This window comes from Streptomyces sp. CNP082 (genome assembly GCF_059570535.1).
The window spans coordinates 1-15301 of sequence record NZ_JCANSZ010000016.1 but is presented as its reverse complement, the minus strand read 5'-3'; the positions used below and the strand labels follow the sequence as shown (position 1 = coordinate 15301).

13 protein-coding genes are annotated in these 15301 nt (G+C 71.9%); 7 read left to right on the top strand and 6 right to left on the bottom strand.

Going from position 1 to position 15301, the window contains the following annotated elements; genetic code table 11:
- Positions 1–3: 3 nt before the first annotated feature.
- A complete protein-coding gene (gene fdxA, locus B124_RS15430; protein ID WP_027754067.1) occupies positions 4–330 on the bottom strand; it encodes a ferredoxin in 327 nt (108 codons plus the stop codon).
- Between the two features lie 111 nt (positions 331–441).
- Here fdxA and B124_RS15425 point away from each other — a divergent pair, with 111 nt between their 5' ends.
- Both B124_RS15425 and B124_RS15420 read left to right on the top strand, forming a co-directional pair.
- Positions 442–1563 carry a GNAT family N-acetyltransferase gene (locus B124_RS15425; RefSeq protein WP_496503403.1) on the top strand — a complete coding sequence of 374 codons (1122 nt, stop codon included), beginning with the start codon at positions 442–444 and terminating at the stop codon, positions 1561–1563.
- Positions 1564–1884: 321 nt separating this feature from the next.
- Positions 1885–2739: a transglutaminase-like domain-containing protein gene (locus B124_RS15420; RefSeq protein WP_496503496.1), complete on the top strand. Its 855-nt coding sequence runs from the start codon at positions 1885–1887 to the stop codon at positions 2737–2739.
- 101 nt (positions 2740–2840) lie between these two features.
- Here the strand turns inward: B124_RS15420 and B124_RS15415 are convergent, their stop codons facing one another.
- From B124_RS15415 to B124_RS15395, 5 genes are all read right to left on the bottom strand, one after another.
- On the bottom strand, positions 2841–3977 hold the full coding sequence (locus B124_RS15415) for an ABC transporter ATP-binding protein (protein ID WP_496503402.1): 1137 nt from the start codon (positions 3975–3977) through the stop codon (positions 2841–2843).
- 16 nt (positions 3978–3993) lie between these two features.
- On the bottom strand, positions 3994–5055 hold the full coding sequence (locus B124_RS15410; protein WP_496503401.1) for an ABC transporter ATP-binding protein: 1062 nt from the start codon (positions 5053–5055) through the stop codon (positions 3994–3996).
- Positions 5056–5065: 10 nt separating this feature from the next.
- On the bottom strand, positions 5066–6043 hold the full coding sequence (locus B124_RS15405) for an ABC transporter permease (RefSeq protein WP_496503400.1): 978 nt from the start codon (positions 6041–6043) through the stop codon (positions 5066–5068).
- 100 nt (positions 6044–6143) lie between these two features.
- Positions 6144–7943, bottom strand: a complete 1800-nt coding sequence (locus B124_RS15400; RefSeq protein WP_496503399.1) for an ABC transporter substrate-binding protein — start codon at positions 7941–7943, stop codon at positions 6144–6146.
- 90 nt (positions 7944–8033) lie between these two features.
- The gene (locus tag B124_RS15395; protein ID WP_496503398.1) at positions 8034–9074 is read right to left on the bottom strand and encodes an ABC transporter permease; all 1041 of its coding nucleotides are present in this window, start codon (positions 9072–9074) and stop codon (positions 8034–8036) included.
- Positions 9075–9594: 520 nt separating this feature from the next.
- Between B124_RS15395 and B124_RS15390 the strand changes: the two genes are divergently transcribed.
- The 5 genes from B124_RS15390 to B124_RS15370 all read left to right on the top strand — a co-directional run bounded on the left by B124_RS15390 (position 9595) and on the right by B124_RS15370 (position 14953).
- Positions 9595–10533: a hypothetical protein gene (locus tag B124_RS15390; RefSeq protein WP_496503397.1), complete on the top strand. Its 939-nt coding sequence runs from the start codon at positions 9595–9597 to the stop codon at positions 10531–10533.
- Positions 10534–10728: 195 nt separating this feature from the next.
- Positions 10729–10923, top strand: a complete 195-nt coding sequence (locus B124_RS15385; protein WP_496495542.1) for a hypothetical protein — start codon at positions 10729–10731, stop codon at positions 10921–10923.
- 39 nt (positions 10924–10962) lie between these two features.
- On the top strand, positions 10963–11880 hold the full coding sequence (gene mshB / locus B124_RS15380; protein ID WP_496503396.1) for an N-acetyl-1-D-myo-inositol-2-amino-2-deoxy-alpha-D-glucopyranoside deacetylase: 918 nt from the start codon (positions 10963–10965) through the stop codon (positions 11878–11880).
- Positions 11877–12557 (top strand): DUF6113 family protein, encoded by a 681-nt coding sequence (locus tag B124_RS15375; RefSeq protein WP_496503395.1) that lies wholly within the window; start codon positions 11877–11879, stop codon positions 12555–12557. The genes mshB and B124_RS15375 overlap by 4 nt, the downstream gene beginning before the upstream one ends.
- Positions 12558–12865: 308 nt before the next feature.
- A complete protein-coding gene (locus B124_RS15370) occupies positions 12866–14953 on the top strand; it encodes a peptidoglycan binding domain-containing protein (protein ID WP_496503394.1) in 2088 nt (695 codons plus the stop codon).
- Positions 14954–15301 lie beyond the last annotated feature (348 nt).

Here is a 15301-nt window from a genome sequence, read left to right as displayed (position 1 = left end):
GTATTACTCGTCGTGCTCCTGCGGCGGGAGGGCCGCGACGATCGGGTGGTCCCGCTCGATCAGGCCGAGCTTCGAGGCGCCACCAGGCGAGCCGAGGTCGTCGAAGAACTCGACGTTCACCTTGTAGTAGTCCTTCCACTCCTCAGGAGTGTCGTCCTCGTAGAAGATCGCCTCTACGGGGCAGACCGGCTCGCACGCACCGCAGTCGACGCATTCGTCCGGGTGGATGTACAAGAACCTCTGGCCCTCGTAGATGCAGTCGACGGGGCACTCCTCAATGCAGGCCTTGTCCTTGAGATCCACACAAGGCTCTGCGATGACGTAGGTCACGCTGTCGTTCCTCCTCGATCAGGCTGGCGGCGCGGGAGCGCGGCGTGTCGATGCCCGCACCTAGTATCTCCGTTCCGGGGCACGGAGCGAACAAGAGGGGCGTGGAGAGCTGTGGAATTCACCACTGGGGCGCGGCTCGAAGTCCGTATCACCCCCGCTGACGTGGGAAAACGCGTTTCGGTACGGCGGCTGACAGATGCCTGCGAGGCGGACGCGCGGTTCACGGACGCGGTCGGCGTGCTCACATCGTGGGACGCCGGGGAACTCCGTCTCACCAGGCGGAACGGCCAGGTAGTGCGGATTCCGGAGGCCGCCGTGGTGGCGGCGAAGGTGGTGCCGGCCGCGCCGGCGCGGCGGCGCGGCCCGGCGGCGACGGCGGCAGAACTGACCCGGGTGGCGGCACGGGGGTGGCCGCCGGTGACGAGCGAACGCCTGGGCGACTGGGAGCTGCGGGCCTCGGACGGCTTCACGAGCCGCGCCAACTCGGTGCTGCCGCTGGGCGGCCCCGGGCTGCCGCTGGACGCGGCGCTGGCGCGGGTGACGCGGTGGTACGGGGAGCGGGGGCTGCCGGCGCTGGTGCAGGTCGCGACAGGCCCAGCAGGCCCAGCAGGCCCAGCAGGGACGGCAGGCACAGCAGGCACGGCAGGCACAGCAGGCACGGAAGGGACGGCAGGGACGGCGGGCACGGCGGAGCCGCTGGCGGCGGAGCTGGACGCGCGGGGCTGGACGGTGCAGCGGGCGGCGCTGATGCAGGTGGGCGAGCTGGCGCCGGTGGCGGACGCGGACCGCGGCCCGGAGAGGGGCCCGGACGGGGGCCCGGACAGGGGCGGCGCAGAGCGGGTGGAGCTGTCCCGTACGACGTCCGCGGCGTGGTTCTCGCTCTACCACCGGGCCGCGGAACTGACACCGGCCGCGCGCACGGTGCTCGAAGGCGGCCCGTCGGTGTGGTTCGCGACGGTCCCGGGGCCGGACGGCGCTCCGGCGGCGATCGGCCGCTGCGTGGTCGACGGCCGCTGGGCGGGCTTCGCGGCGGTCGAGGTCGCCCCCGCCCACCGCCGCCGCGGCCTGGCGACGGCGGTGATGGCGGCCCTGGCCGCCCGCGCCCTCGAGGAGGGCGCCTCGGCGGCGTACCTCCAGGTGGAGCCGGACAACGCCCCGGCCCTGTCCCTCTACGCGGGCCTGGGCTTCACCACCCACCACGCCTACCACTACCGCCACCACCCGACGGCGTAGCGGGCGGTGGACAGCCCTGCGGCCGGCACGAGCCGGCGCCCCCTGCAAGGCACGCCCGGACCGGCACAACCGTGCGGGAGACAGCACAGGGGGCAGACCCGTCAGGCACCCCGTGGACGGTAGGTCACAGCCGCCTGCCGCCCGCGGCGCACAGCCGCCCCGCAAGGCGCGGCAGGCGCAATGCCTGCACTCCACCGCTCCACCGCCACGCCGACCAGCCGCGGGAGGCAGCCGCACCCGGCGGAGCCCCCGTGGCAGCGCGCCGCAGGCGGCCCTGCACGGGCCGTGCGCCGGCGGGCGTCGCACAATGGGGTGATGAGTATGTCCGGGGTCGGCCACCGGGCCCGGTTCGCGGAGGAGGCCCGCGTGCCGCGGCCGGACCTTGCGCTGCTCTGCCTGCTCGTCGCGGCCGAGACCGACCCCGCCCTCGACGAGGGCGGCATCGACGCCGTGCAGGTGGAGCTGGACGAGCTGGCCGGGCAGTTGCCGTACGCACCCGGAGGGCCCCGCGCATGGGCGCGGGCCGCCGCCGGACTGCTCGGCGAGCGCTACGGGTTCCACGGGACGCCCGGCGACTACCGGCGGCTGGAGTCGTCCCAGCTCCACGAGGTGCTGCGCCGCCGCCGCGGGCTGCCGATCATGCTCTCCGTCGTCTGGATGGAGGTCGCCCGCCGCGCCGGAGCGCCGGTGCACGGCGTGGCCCTCCCCGGGCACTTCGTCGTCGGCTTCGGCCCGCCCCCCACCGGACCCGCCGCGCCCGCCGCGGGCGACTGGGTGCTGGCCGACCCCTTCGACGGCGGCCGGCTCCTCTCCCCCGACGACGCCGAGCGGCTCGTCGCCGAGGCCACCGGCGGCGAGCCGCTGTCGCCCGCGATGCTCGTACCCGCCGACCCGCTGGGCATCGTGCTGCGCATCCTCAACAACATCCGCGCCTGGGCCGCCCCCCGCCCCGAGCGGTCCGACGTCCAGCTCGCCGCCGTCGAACTCGCCCTGCTGCTCCCCAGCCACCCCGCCCGGCTGCGCCACGAGCACGCCCAACTCCTCATCGCCCGCGGCGACTTCACCGCCGGGGCGGCGGAGCTGGAGGAGTACGCCTCGGTGATAGCGGCGATGGAGCCGCAGGCCGCCGACGCCCTGCGCCGCCAGGCCCGCGCCGCCCGCGCCCGCCTCAACTGAGCACGGCTCCGGGCAGCCCGCAGCAGCCCCCGGGCGGCACCGGGCCCACGGCAGCGGGGCCGGTGCCCGACGGCACCGGCCCCGCTGCGACTGCGTACGCGCTACTCCTTGACCGCAGCCCCGTCCGCGCTGTCCTCCAGCGCCGCCAGCGCCTTGTCCATGATGACCACTTCCTCGCGCTCCACCGTCGGCTCCTCCGGGAAGTGGCACGCCGTCAGGTGCCCGGCGTTGTTGCCGCCGATCTGCACCAGCGGCGGCTCCTGCTGCCCGCACAGGTCCTGCGCCTTCCAGCACCGCGTGCGGAACCGGCAGCCCGACGGCGGGTTGATCGGCGACGGCACGTCCCCCGCCAGCCGGATGCGCTCCCGCGGCGCCTCGTCCTCGTCGTCCGAGAGGGTCGCCTCCGGGACGGCCGAGAGCAGGGCGTGGGTGTACGGGTGCCGCGGCCGGGCGTAGATGTCGTCCCGGTCGCCGATCTCGACGATCTTCCCCAGGTACATGACCGCGACGCGCTGCGAGAAGTGCCGCACGATCGCCAGGTCGTGCGCGATGAACAGGAACGCGATGCCCATCTCCCGCTGCAGCTCCTGCAGCAGGTTGACGACCTGCGCCTGGATCGACACGTCCAGCGCCGAGACCGGCTCGTCCGCCACGATCAGCTTCGGCTGCAGGGCCAGCGCCCGCGCGACCCCGATGCGCTGCCGCTGGCCGCCGGAGAACTCGTGCGGGAAGCGGTTGTAGTGCTCGGGGTTGAGGCCGACGGTCTCCAGCAGCTCGCGGACCCGCTTCTCCCGCCCGCCGGGCGGGGTGATCCCGTTGACCTCCATCGGGCTGCTGATGATGGTGCCGACGGTCTGCCGCGGGTTCAGCGACGAGTACGGGTCCTGGAAGATCATCTGGATCTCGGACCTGATCGGCGCCATTTCCTTGCGCTTGGCGTACGTGATGTCCTGGCCGCGGTACGTGATCTTGCCGCCGGTCGGCTCCAGCAGCCGCGTCAGCAGCCGCCCGGTCGTCGACTTGCCGCAGCCGGACTCGCCGACCAGGCCCAGGCTCTCGCCGGCACGTACCTCCAGATCGACACCGTCGACCGCCTGTACCGCGCCGACCTGCCGCTTGATCGGGAAGCCGCCCATGATCGGGAAGTGCTTCGTGAGCCCCTCGACGGTGAGCAGCTCCTCGCCCGTCGCTGGCGCGGTCCCGTCCTGCGGGCCGGGGAGGGTGAGTTCTTCGCTCATGGTGGTCAGTCGCTCCCTAGCCCAGCCGGGGCTTGATCTGCTCGATGAAGATGTCCTGCTTCTGCCCGGCGCTCAGATGGCAGGCGGCCCCGCGGCCCTCGGGCAGCGCCGGCCGGTCCGTACGGCAGGCGACGCCGCCCACGTCCCCCACGAAGCCGCACCGCGGGTGGAACGGGCAGCCAGGCGGCGGGCTCAGCAGGCTGGGCGGGGTGCCCTTGATCGGCGACAGCGGCACGTTCACGTCCGACGACAGCCGCGGCATGCTGCTCAGCAGGCCCCAGGTGTACGGGTGCTGCGGCTTGCGCAGCACCTCGCGGGTGCTGCCCCGCTCCACGGCGCGCCCCGCGTACATCACCAGGATGTCGTCCGCGACGTTCGCGATGACGCCGAGGTCGTGGGTGATGAAGACGATCGCGGAGCCGAACTCGTCCTGCAGGCTCCTGATCAGGTCGAGGATCTGCGCCTGCACGGTCACGTCGAGCGCGGTGGTCGGCTCGTCGGCGATCAGCAGGTCGGGGTTGCAGACCAGCGCCATCGCGATCATCGCGCGCTGCCGCATGCCGCCGGAGAACTGGTGCGGGTAGTCGTCCGCGCGCAGCTTGGGGTTGGGGATGCCGACCTTGTCCAGCATCTCCACGGCCCGCTGGTGCGCCTCGCGCTTGGAGACGCCCATGTGCTTGCGGTACGGCTCGGCGATCTGCCGGCCCACCGTGTAGAACGGCGAGAGCGCGGTCAGCGGATCCTGGAAGATCATCGCCATCTTGTTGCCGCGCAGCCGCTCCAGCTTGCGCTCGGGCGCGCCGATCAGCTCTTCGCCGTCGAGGCTGATGGAGCCCTCGATGTTGGTGAACATCTGGTTGTGCAGGCCCAGCACGGTCAGGTTGGTGACCGACTTGCCGGAGCCGGACTCGCCGACGATGCCCAGGGTCTTGCCGCGCTCGACGTCGAAGGAGAGACCGTCGACGGCCTTGACGACGCCGTCCTCGGTGGTGAACTGCACGCGCAGGTCCTGCACCGAGAGGAAGGCACCGCCCGCGGACGGAGCGGAACCTTCCGATTCCTTGGTCAGGGTGGTCACTGCTCTTCTCCTAGGACAGACGGATGCGCGGGTCGATGAAGGCGTACGCCGCATCGACGATGACGTTCATCAGGATGATCATGGCGGACGAGAACATCAGCACGCCCATGAGCACCGGCAGGTCCGCCTTGAAGACGGAGCTGATGGAGAGGTTGCCGATGCCGGGCAGCGAGAACGTGAACTCGGTGATGATCGCGCCGCCCAGCAGGCTGCCGAGGTCGATACCGAAGATCGTGACGACCGGGATCAGGGCGCCGCGCCAGGCGTAGCGGAAGAAGACCGTGGGTCCTGACATGCCCTTGGCCTTGGCCGTCCTGACGTGCTCCTCCTGCAACTGCTCGATCATCGTGGACCGCACCATACGGGTGTAGTTCGACGCGAAGATCGTGGACAGCACCGCCCAGGGGAGGATCAGTCCGACCGCCCACTTCCACGGGTTGTCGGTGATCGGGTGGTACACCGGGTCGCTGAAGATCCCGCTGCTGTACACCAGCGCCCACAGCACGAGCGGGCCGATGAAGTAGATCTGCAGCGAGCCGATGACCAGCGAGCTGCCGCTGACGAACTTGTCGAGCGCGGTGCCGCGCCGCCAGGCTGCGACCATGCCCGCGCCGACGCCGAAGAAGAGGAAGACGAGGGCCGCGCCGATGGTGAGCGACAGGGTGGTGGGGAAGCGGTCCGTGATGAGGGTCAGGACGTTCTCATCGTGCACGAAGGAGCGGCCGAGACAGGGCGCGGGGCAGTCCCCCGTCGGGTAGGAACGCCCGGTGAAGAAGCCGGAGATGAAGTGCCAGTACTGCACCCAGACCGGATCGCTGAGGCCGAGGGTGTCGCGGATGATTTCGAGGTTCTCCGGCGTGCACTTCTCCCCGCAGGAGATGCGGGCGGGGTCACGCGGGATGGCGAAGAACAGGAAGAAACAGACCGCGCTGAGGATCAGCAGGATGATCAATGCGCCGATTGTCCGGCGAATCAGGAAACGAAGCATGACTGTGGGCTGCTTTCGAAGGACAAAGCGGCGACGTGGACTGAAAGGTGGGTGCGCGGGGCCCGCCGATCGGGCGGGCGCCCGCGCACCCGGAGTGGTGCTACTGCTTCAGGTAGAGCTTGCGCAGGTCGATGTCACCGATGACGTCGTCGTACTGCACGCCGCCGATGTTCGAACCGTAGAGCTGGATCTGCTTGTAGTACGTGATCGGGATGTTGGAGATCAGGTCCTCCACCACGTACTGGGAGAGCTTGTTCCACTCCTTGGCCGCCTCGGCCGGGTCCGTGATCGTCTGGATCCGGTCGATTTCCTTGTTGACGTGGTCGTCGTTGGTGTGCGAGTAGTTCGACGAGCCGTCCTGGATCTGGCGGCCGTCGTACAGCGGCGGGACCACGGTGCTCGCGGACGGCCAGTCGGCACCCCACGCGCTCACGTACATGTCGAACTCGTTGTCGACGAGACCGATCTGGTCGTAGTACGTCTCGGCCGCGATCTCCTTGCGCTGGACGTCGAAGCCCGCTTCCTCAAGCGTGGCCTCCATCGTCGGCGAGTAGTTCTGGCCCTCGGGGGTGTTGATGTAACCCCAGGTGAGCTTGTAACCGGTCTCGCCGGCGTCTTCCAGGATCTTCTTGGCCTTGGCCGGGTCGCCCAGCGGCTTCGCCAGCTTGCCGAAGGGGTCGTAGCCGTCCTCGTAGCCGGAGACGGTCGGGCTGATCAGACCGCCGGCCAGCTCGTGGCCCTGCGGGCCGCCGAACGCCTGCTGGTACGGCTGGATGGGCAGCGCGTACGCGATGGCCTCACGGACCTTCTTGTTCTTGACCCGGTCCATGTTGATGGCCATCTGGGAGACGTACGGCTGGTAGCCGTTGACCGAGCGCTTCAGCGCCTCGGCGTCCTTGTTCAGCTTCGGCAGCGAGGCCGCGTCCACGGCGTTGCTGAAGCTGACCGAGTCCTTGTTGACACCCTTGTCGGCCATCAGCCGCTCGGTCGAGGTCTCGTACTGGATGTTGAACGTGATCTCGTACTTGTCCGGGTAGGCGTTCCGCGTCACGTCGGTCGCCGGGTCCCAGTGCTCGTTCTTGACCAGCGTCATCGACTTGCCGGTCTTGAAGGACTCGATCTTGTACGGACCCGCCGTCATCGGGGTCTTGTCGTACTTCTCCTGGGTGTCCTTCGCCTCGGAGACCATCGAGTAGCCCGGCATCGCCAGGGCGTACGGGAGGTCCGGCTGCGGCTTCTTGAACTTGAAGACGATGGTCTTGTCGTCCGGCGTCTCCAGGATGGAGTCCGGCAGGTGGTCACCCTTGTACGGGCCGTCGGGCAGGATGTCGCGGTACTCGGTGCCCGGGGTGTCGGCCAGCCACTGCTGGATGTAGACCGGACCGTCGTTGATGAACTCGGCGAACTGCCGCTCGAAGGTGTGCCGGACGTCCTTGGCCGTGATCGGCGTGCCGTCCGCCCACTTGATGTTGTCCTTGAGCGTGTACGTCCAGGTCTTGCCGCCGTCGGAGGGCTTGCCGCTGTCCGTGGCGAGGTCGCCGACCAGGGTCTGCTTGCCGTTGAAGTCGGCCTTGTAGCCGGTCAGCCCGCGGTGGATCAGCCGCGCCAGGGCACCCTCGTCGGAGACGTATATCTGCCCCGGGTCGAGGTGCGCGAAGCTGTCACGCTGCGGGACGTTGATCGTGCCGCCCTCCTGGGCGCCCTTCACCTCGGGGGCGGGGCCGGTGGACGCCTTGGCGTCACCGAACGGGATCTGCGCCTGCTGCTCCGCGGCCTTCTTCTTCTCGTCCTGCTGCGCGTCGGTGTTCTCCGAGCCGCTGCTGCAGCCGCTGAGGGCCAGAGCCCCCGCGGCGAGCCCCGCCACTACGGCGTGCGATCTGCGTGCACCCCTGATTTTCACTGTCTACCACCCTGTCTGTCGGTCTTGACTTGCTGTGTGCGTGTTCACACCCGTTGCCACGGCGGTCGCACCCTGGCGGCGGTACGAACGTCAGCGCGCGGCCTTCGGATCGAACGCGTCGCGGACAGAGTCCCCCAGCAAGTTGAAGGCCACCACGAAGATCACCATGGCGATGCCGGGGAAGAACATGAACGTGGGAACGGTCTCGGACACGTCCGCGGCCCGGGAGAACATCAGCCCCCAGTCGGGGGTCGGGTTCACCAGGCCGACGCCGAGGAACGACAGTCCCGCGGCGTTCGTCACGACGAGCGGCAGCTCGAAGGTTCCCTGCACGAGGATGGGTGTGACGAGGTTCGGCAGCATCTCCTTGCGGATGATCCGCCAGTTCGACGCGCCGCTCACCTTGGCGGCTTCGACGAACTCGCGTTCACGCATCGACAGCGCAACACCGCGCACGATGCGGGCCATGCGCATCCAGTTCAGCGCCGCGAGCACGCCGATCAGCACCGCGACCCGCAGCCAGGTGGGCGTCGCGTCCTCGGGAGCGACGAACATCGCGGTGATGACGGGCATGAACGCCACGAAGAACAACTGGCTCGGGAACGCCAGCATCAGGTCGGTGAAGCGGCCGATCAGCGTGTCGGTGCGACCGCCGGTGAAGCCGGCGGCCACCCCCAGCAGGACGCCGACGGTCACGGTGAGGATCGTCACCGCGACGGCGATGCCCAGCGAGGTCCGGATGCTGTAGATCAGCAGCGTGAAGACGTCGCGGCCGAGGATGGGCTCAAGGCCGAACCAGAACTCGCCGCTGATTCCGCCGTTGGGCTCGATCGGGTAGCCGAGAGGATCGAACAGCTCGGGCTTGCCGCTGGCCGAGTTGTACAGCGTGTACGGCGACTTCCCGTACAGCTTCGAGATCAGCGGGGCCGCGATCGCGATCAGCGCGAAGAGGCCGACGACATACGCGGACACCACACCCGCGCGGTCGCGCTTGAAGCGCTGCCACATCAGCTGACCGGGCGATTTGCCGATGTGCTCGGCGGTGCCCTGGTCCTCGCCCCCCTCTGCCTTGACGGGTTCGAGCGTTGTGGGCTCGGACCCCGTCGGGGCAGCCTCGGATGGACTCGTCATTGGCGTTGTGCTCCCGAACCGGATGAGAGCCGCAGCGCCCGTGCACGCTGCGGTGGTTGACGGGACTGTCGCAACCGATTCATCCCCCAGTCAAGAGGGTGACGGGGGAAGCTGAGGTGCGGAATCGCTTCTTGAGCGTAAGTTTTGCAGATTGAGGTCCGCACGTGCTTGACAAGCCGCCTTAGTGGGCGGCATATCCGATATAACACCTTGAAGGCAGGTAACACGCCGGCAACCCGCCCGTCGTCTCACCGATATACGAACGCGTCACACTCGGGAGCGTACGGCCGTGCGGGTGCCGTCGCCCGGCCGGCTCCGGGGCCCGGCGCCGGATCCGGCCGGGTTCCCGGCGCCGCCCGCCGTCTGCCGGCCGGTCCCGCCGGGGGTGTTGTCGGGGGCTGCGGGGAGGTGTAGACCTGGGTGCCGTGTGGGCCCAAAAGGCGCACGGTTGCGTATCGGGGGTCTTCCGGCGATGGAACAAGGACACATACTGGGTCGCGGCGCGCGCGTTTTCGGTGCCGTGTGCTGCGCACTCCTCGCCCTGCTCTCACTTGTGTGGACGGTCCGCGACATCGACATCGCGACGAGCCTGCCCGACCTGTGGTGGTCCTGGGCGGGCTCCCCCGGAGCCACCGCCGAGGGCCACTGGGGCACCTCTCTCTACGACCCCGTCCTCGTCGGCGTGTACGCCGTCGCCGGCGTCACCGCCCTGCACTCCACCGCCGCAGCCGGCGCCCTCGGCGCGGCGGGGGCCGTGACGATCCTGCTGCGCGCCCCCGCGCTGTGGACGCTGACGGCCGACTGGATGCAGGACGTCGACCAGGGCCTGCGCAACCGCGCCTTGCTCTCCGCCGGCGTCGCCGTCACCCTCGGCGCGGTGCTGCTCATCTCCGTCGCCGCCGGCCGCCGGCCCTCGGTGGCCACCGGCGCCGACTACCTCCTGCCCGACGAGCAGCCGCCGCGCCGGCCCTCCCGCGGCGCCGCGGCCACCGGCACGGTCGTCCTCGCCGTCGCCGCGCTGGCGTTCGCCGCCTGGGAGGTGCGGCTGGCCACGACCCTCGGCTGGGACGACTACGGCTACCTGCTCAGCGGCGAGCACACCACGTACGCGCTGCTCCAGCCCCCGGTCGCGTACGGCAAGTGGGCGGTCGCCGCCCTCTGCTGCGTCGCCGCCATGGCCGCCGCCCAGCGCGCCCCGCTCTCCCGACCGCTGGGCATGACCGCCGGCGCGCTCGTCCTGGGCTGGGGCGCCGCCGACACCTCCCGGTACCTCAAGCACGAGGTCTTCGAGAACTTCGGCGCACTGAGCACGGAGCACCAGTTGCAGGCCGTCACCGGCATCGGGCTGCTGCTCGCCGGCTTCGTCATCCTCTTCGCGCTCGCCGGCCGCGGGGAGCGCGACCCCGTGGCGGAGCCGCTCTCCCGCTGGCAGGAACCCTCCTCCCCGCCCCCCTGGTAACCGCCCGGCGGCAGCCGCGCCACCCGCTGGCGGCGCCCCCGCGCCGCCCGGCGACGGGCACTCGCGTGCGACCCCTTCATGCGCCGGTGCGCCGAACGATGCACAGGCGCCGATAGTTATGATCCTTGCGCGCGACGGGCATGCATCACGTGGCCGTCAGACGACCCGACCACAGGTCCCGGGAGGTGAGCCGCTGTGGCTCTGTCGATCTCGCTGGTGCTGCTGCTTGCGATCATCGTCTACTTACTCATCAAGAAGAGTGGGCTGAAGGGCGGGCACGCCGTCGTGTGCATACTGCTGGGCTTCTACCTCGCGAGCTCGTCGATGGCGCCGACCATCGACGACGTGACGCAGAATGTCGCGGACATGATCGAGAGCATCGAGTTCTGACCCCGGAAGACCTCCCGTCCGCTCGTCTAGGCTTCCTCCATGAGCAGGGAGCTTCCGACGCGCAGGCTGCTGTTGGTGCACGCGCATCCGGACGACGAGACGATCACCACCGGCGCCACCATGGCGCGCTACGCCGCCGAGGGCGCCCTCGTCACCCTGGTGACGTGCACCAGGGGTGAGGAAGGCGAGATCATTCCGCCCGGCCTCGCCCACCTGGGACCCGAGCGGGACGACCGGCTCGGGCCGCACCGGGCCGGCGAACTCGCCGCCGCCATGCAGGCGCTGGGCGTAAGCGACCACCGCTTCCTCGGCGGTCCCGGGCGGTTCCGCGACTCCGGGATGAGCGGCCTCGACCAGAACGGCCGCCCCGGCACGTTCTGGTCCGCCGACGTCGACGAGGCGGCGGGGCTGCTGGTGCCGGTGATCCGCGAGGTACGTCCCCAGGTGCTGGTCACGTACGACCCGCAGGGGGGCTACGGCCACCCCGACCACATCCAGGCCCACCGTGTCGCCACGCGCGCGGCGGAGCTGGCCGCGGACGCGGTCTACCCGGCAGGCCCGGCAGACCCCGCGGATGCCGCGGACCCGTGGGCGGTGGCCCGTATCTACTGGATCTGCATCGCGCGCACCGCGGCGGAGAAGGGCCTGGCGGAACTGGCCGCGACGGGCCACCCCTTCCCGGGCACGGCGACCGTCGCGGACCTGCCGGGCGTGGTCGACGACGGCGAGGTCACGGCGGCCGTGGCCGGGGGCGTGTACGCCGCGGCGGCGAAGGCCCGGGCGCTGGCGGCGCACGCGACGCAGATCACCGTGGCCGACGGCTCCTTCGCCCTCTCCAACGGGCTGGGCCAGCCGATCCTGGCCACGGAGCAGTTCCAGCTCGCCGGCGGCGCGGACGCCGCGCGGCGCGAGCCGGGCACGGTGGAGACCGACTTGTTCGCGGAGGTGGCGGCGTGAGCGCCAAGAAGCGGGCCGCACGCCCCAAGCCGGCCGCGGACGGCGGCAGTCGGGGCGCCACGGGCGCCAGCCGCGCGGACAAGGGCAGCGGCGGCGCAGGCGGCAGGGGTACAGCCCACGGAAGCGCCCGCGGCAACGGCACGGGCAGCGGAAGCGCCGGCGGCACGGGCGCAGCCAACGGAAGCGCCCGCGGCAAGGGTACGGGCAGCGGCGGCGCGGACAAGCGCAGCCGGGCCGGCACCGTCACCACGAGCTCCCCCGCACGCCGCCCCGCCGCCCCGCCGCCCGGCAGCGCCCTCGCCCAGCCGGTGACGCTCGGCCGCGTACTCACCTACCTGGCTGCCCTGGTGCTCGGCGCCCTCGTCGGGCTCGCCGGTTCGCTCGTGCAGGCTGCCTGGTCACCGGGCGGGATGCTGCTCGCTCTCGCCGCCGTCGGCGGGCTCTGCTACGGCGCCGGGGTGGCCACCGACGGCCGGGGCGCGGGCTTCACGGCGGGCGGCGGCTGGTTCCTCGCGGTGATCGTCATGTCGCTCAACCGCCCCGAGGGCGACTTCGTCTTCGCTTCCGGCCTCGGGCCGCAGCTCTTCATCTTCGGCGGGATGCTGATCGCTGTGATCTGCACCACCTTGCCGCGGCTCCTCGCCGCGGCGGACCCGCCGCCCCGACTCCCCGAGTGACGTGCTCTGTTGGGCCTCGACCGCGGTCAACTCCGCCTCCGGGCGGGTGGCTGAATGCGGTTGCGGGGCCGCAGTGTCGGAACGGACAAGTATGGTGGTGCGCGCCGCCGAGCTGCCCGCGGGTGCCATGACGGGCGGCGGAGCACTACGGGAGACCTGCCGTGAGCCGAGAGAATGACAGTCCGCCATCCGGTCCCGAGGGACGCGGCGACGCCGCTTACCCGCCGGGGACCCCGCCGTACGCGGGACCGGACTCGCCGACCGCTGGGGGTACCGCGCAGGCGCGAAGCGCAATGGAGGAGCCCCCCGTGCCCGCTCCGGGCACCGGAGCCGGCCGGGACGGCGACGCGGGCGTTCCCGCGACCGAGACGACGCTGACGACCCGGATCCGGATCAACATCCCCGGCTCCCGGCCGATCCCGCCCGTCGTGGTGCGCCAGCCCTTCGAGGGCGGGGCGGAGGAGCCCGAAGCCGCCGCCCCCGCGCCGGCCCCCGGCCCGGCGGAAGCCGCCGCGGCGTCCGCGAACGGGCAGGGCGGCGGCAGCGCCAAGCCGACGACGAGCGACTGGTTCGCCCCGCGCAAGGCGCCGAAGGACCCGGCGCCTTCCCCGGCGGCACCCGAGGCTGCTCCGACGGGGCCCGCGGGGCCGCCGTCCGCGCAGCCCCCGCCGCCCCCGATGACGCCGCCCTCGGGCCCCACGAGCACCGCGGACGGCTCCGGGATGCAGTTCCCCGCCTTCGCGCCGCCGCCCGGTGAGCCCGGAGTGCCGCCTGGCACCCCGCCCGCCGGCGTCCCGCAGGCGCACCCGGCGCCCGGGGACACCGGAGCGGTGGACGTGCCGGTGAGCGAGAGCGGCCACGGCTTCGCCGGTGACGACCCGGCCAACGCCCTGCCCGTACGCCCCACTTCGGGCGGCGCGCCCCGCGGCGGCCTCGGCGGACCCGGCGGCGTGCCCTCAGGACCGACGTCGGGCCCCGCCACCGGCAGCATGCCGCTCAAGCCCGCCGCCGCCCCGCCCGCCGGCCGCACCCTGCGCGGCTCCGCCGCGCCGCAGGCCCCCACCGGCGGCATGGGCGACACCGCCGTAGGCGGCATCCCCACGGTGCCGGCAGGCCCGGAACCCACGCCGGCACACGGCGTGCCGCAGGGCCCCGGCCACACCCCGGCCCACGGCGTGCCGCAGGCTGGCCCGCAGGGCCCCGGTCCCGGGCACACTCCGGCGCACGGTCACCCGCAGGGCGGCCTCGGCCCGGAAGGCGCGCAGTATCCCCAGGAGGCCGCGCCCACACCGGCGTTCACCCCCGCCGGGCAGCCGCCCTCCGGCCCCGGCTCCGGCGCCGCACCGCCCCGCGGCCCCGGCGCCGCGCCGGGCAGCGACGGGCCGCCCGTGCCGCCGCCCGCCCCTGCCGCCGCCCGCTCCCGCTCCGGGAGCCCGTCCAGCCGGGGCCGCGGCGACCGCAAGAAGCTCGCCATCATGGCCGGCGCCGGCGTCTTCGGGGTGCTCTGCATCGCGTACGGCGCGGGGCTCGTCCTCAACAACGACGACGTGCCCAAGGGCACCACCGTCCTCGGCGTCGACATCGGCGGCAGCTCCCGCGACCAGGCGGTGGCCAAGCTCGACGCGGCCGTCGAGGAGCGGACGAAGGAGCCGATCGTGCTCCGCGTCGGAGACCGGGAGGAGAAGCTGACGCCGGAGTCGGCCGGCCTCGGCATCGACACCGCGGAGAGCGTCCGCTCGGCGATGGGCAGCGACTACAACCCGGTGTCCGTGATCGGCTCGCTCTTCGGGGGCTCCCGCGAGGTGGACCCGGCGATGGTCGACGACACGGACAAGCTCCGGGCCCGGCTGCAGGAGATCGCCGACGAGGCGGGCGGCGGCAAGGACGGCATGATCCGCTTCGTCGACGGCGAGGCCGTGCCCGTGAAGGGCGAGCCGCACGAGGCCGTGGACGTGGAGAAGTCCGTCAGCGTGGTGCAGGAGGCGTTCGACGAGCGCGCCGCCGGCGGCGGCAACGAGCCGGTGACCCTGCCGGTCTCCCAGCAGGAACCGGCCGTCAGCCAGGCCGAGTTCGACAGCGCGATGAACGGCTTCGCCAAGACCTCCATGTCCGGCTACGTCACGGTGCTGGCGGGCGACCGCGCCATCGAGTTCAGCCCGGAGAACTCGATCTCCGAGTTCCTGACGATGCAGGCGACGCCGGACGGCAAGCTGGCGCCGAAGTTCGACCTGGAGAAGCTGGAGGAGCTGTACGGCAGCACCTTCGACGGGCTCCTCGTCCAGCGCGGCGACGGCAGCAAGACGGAGATCACGCCGAACGACGTGGCGAGCGCCATGATGGGCCCGCTGCGCGAGACCGACCCGGAGAAGCGGGTGGGGATCATCGACGTCGCGTAGCCGCGTACCGCCTCCGGCGGGGGCGGCCCGGCGCGGACGAGGCACCGACGACGTACGGCGAAGGGCCCCGAGAATGGCGGGTTCTAGTGATCCCCGCAACACCCTGGAGTTCAGGGAGTTGCGGGGATCGTGGGTTTTGAGGAGCTGAGGGCGAGGTTCTTCGAGGCGCTGGGGCGCGGGAACGGCAGTGTCGCGGGTGCTGCTCGGGCGGTCGGGGTGAATCGGCACACGGCGGCTGGGTGGGCGCGGAAGGCCGGGGTGCGTGGCCGTGGGAAGTCGGGCAGGGGCGGGCATCCGGGGCGGGCGGAGTATGACCGGCTGCGCGCGGCCGGGGTGCGGCGGCGGGAG

Coding starts and splice junctions, on each gene's coding strand:
- B124_RS15420 (WP_496503496.1), top strand. CDS start 1,885: ATGTCCGGGGTCGGCCACCGGGCCCGGTTCGCGGAGGAGGCCCGCGTG.
- B124_RS15415 (WP_496503402.1), bottom strand. CDS start 3,977: ATGAGCGAAGAACTCACCCTCCCCGGCCCGCAGGACGGGACCGCGCCA.
- B124_RS15405 (WP_496503400.1), bottom strand. CDS start 6,043: ATGCTTCGTTTCCTGATTCGCCGGACAATCGGCGCATTGATCATCCTG.
- B124_RS15395 (WP_496503398.1), bottom strand. CDS start 9,074: ATGACGAGTCCATCCGAGGCTGCCCCGACGGGGTCCGAGCCCACAACG.
- mshB (WP_496503396.1), top strand. CDS start 10,963: ATGAGCAGGGAGCTTCCGACGCGCAGGCTGCTGTTGGTGCACGCGCAT.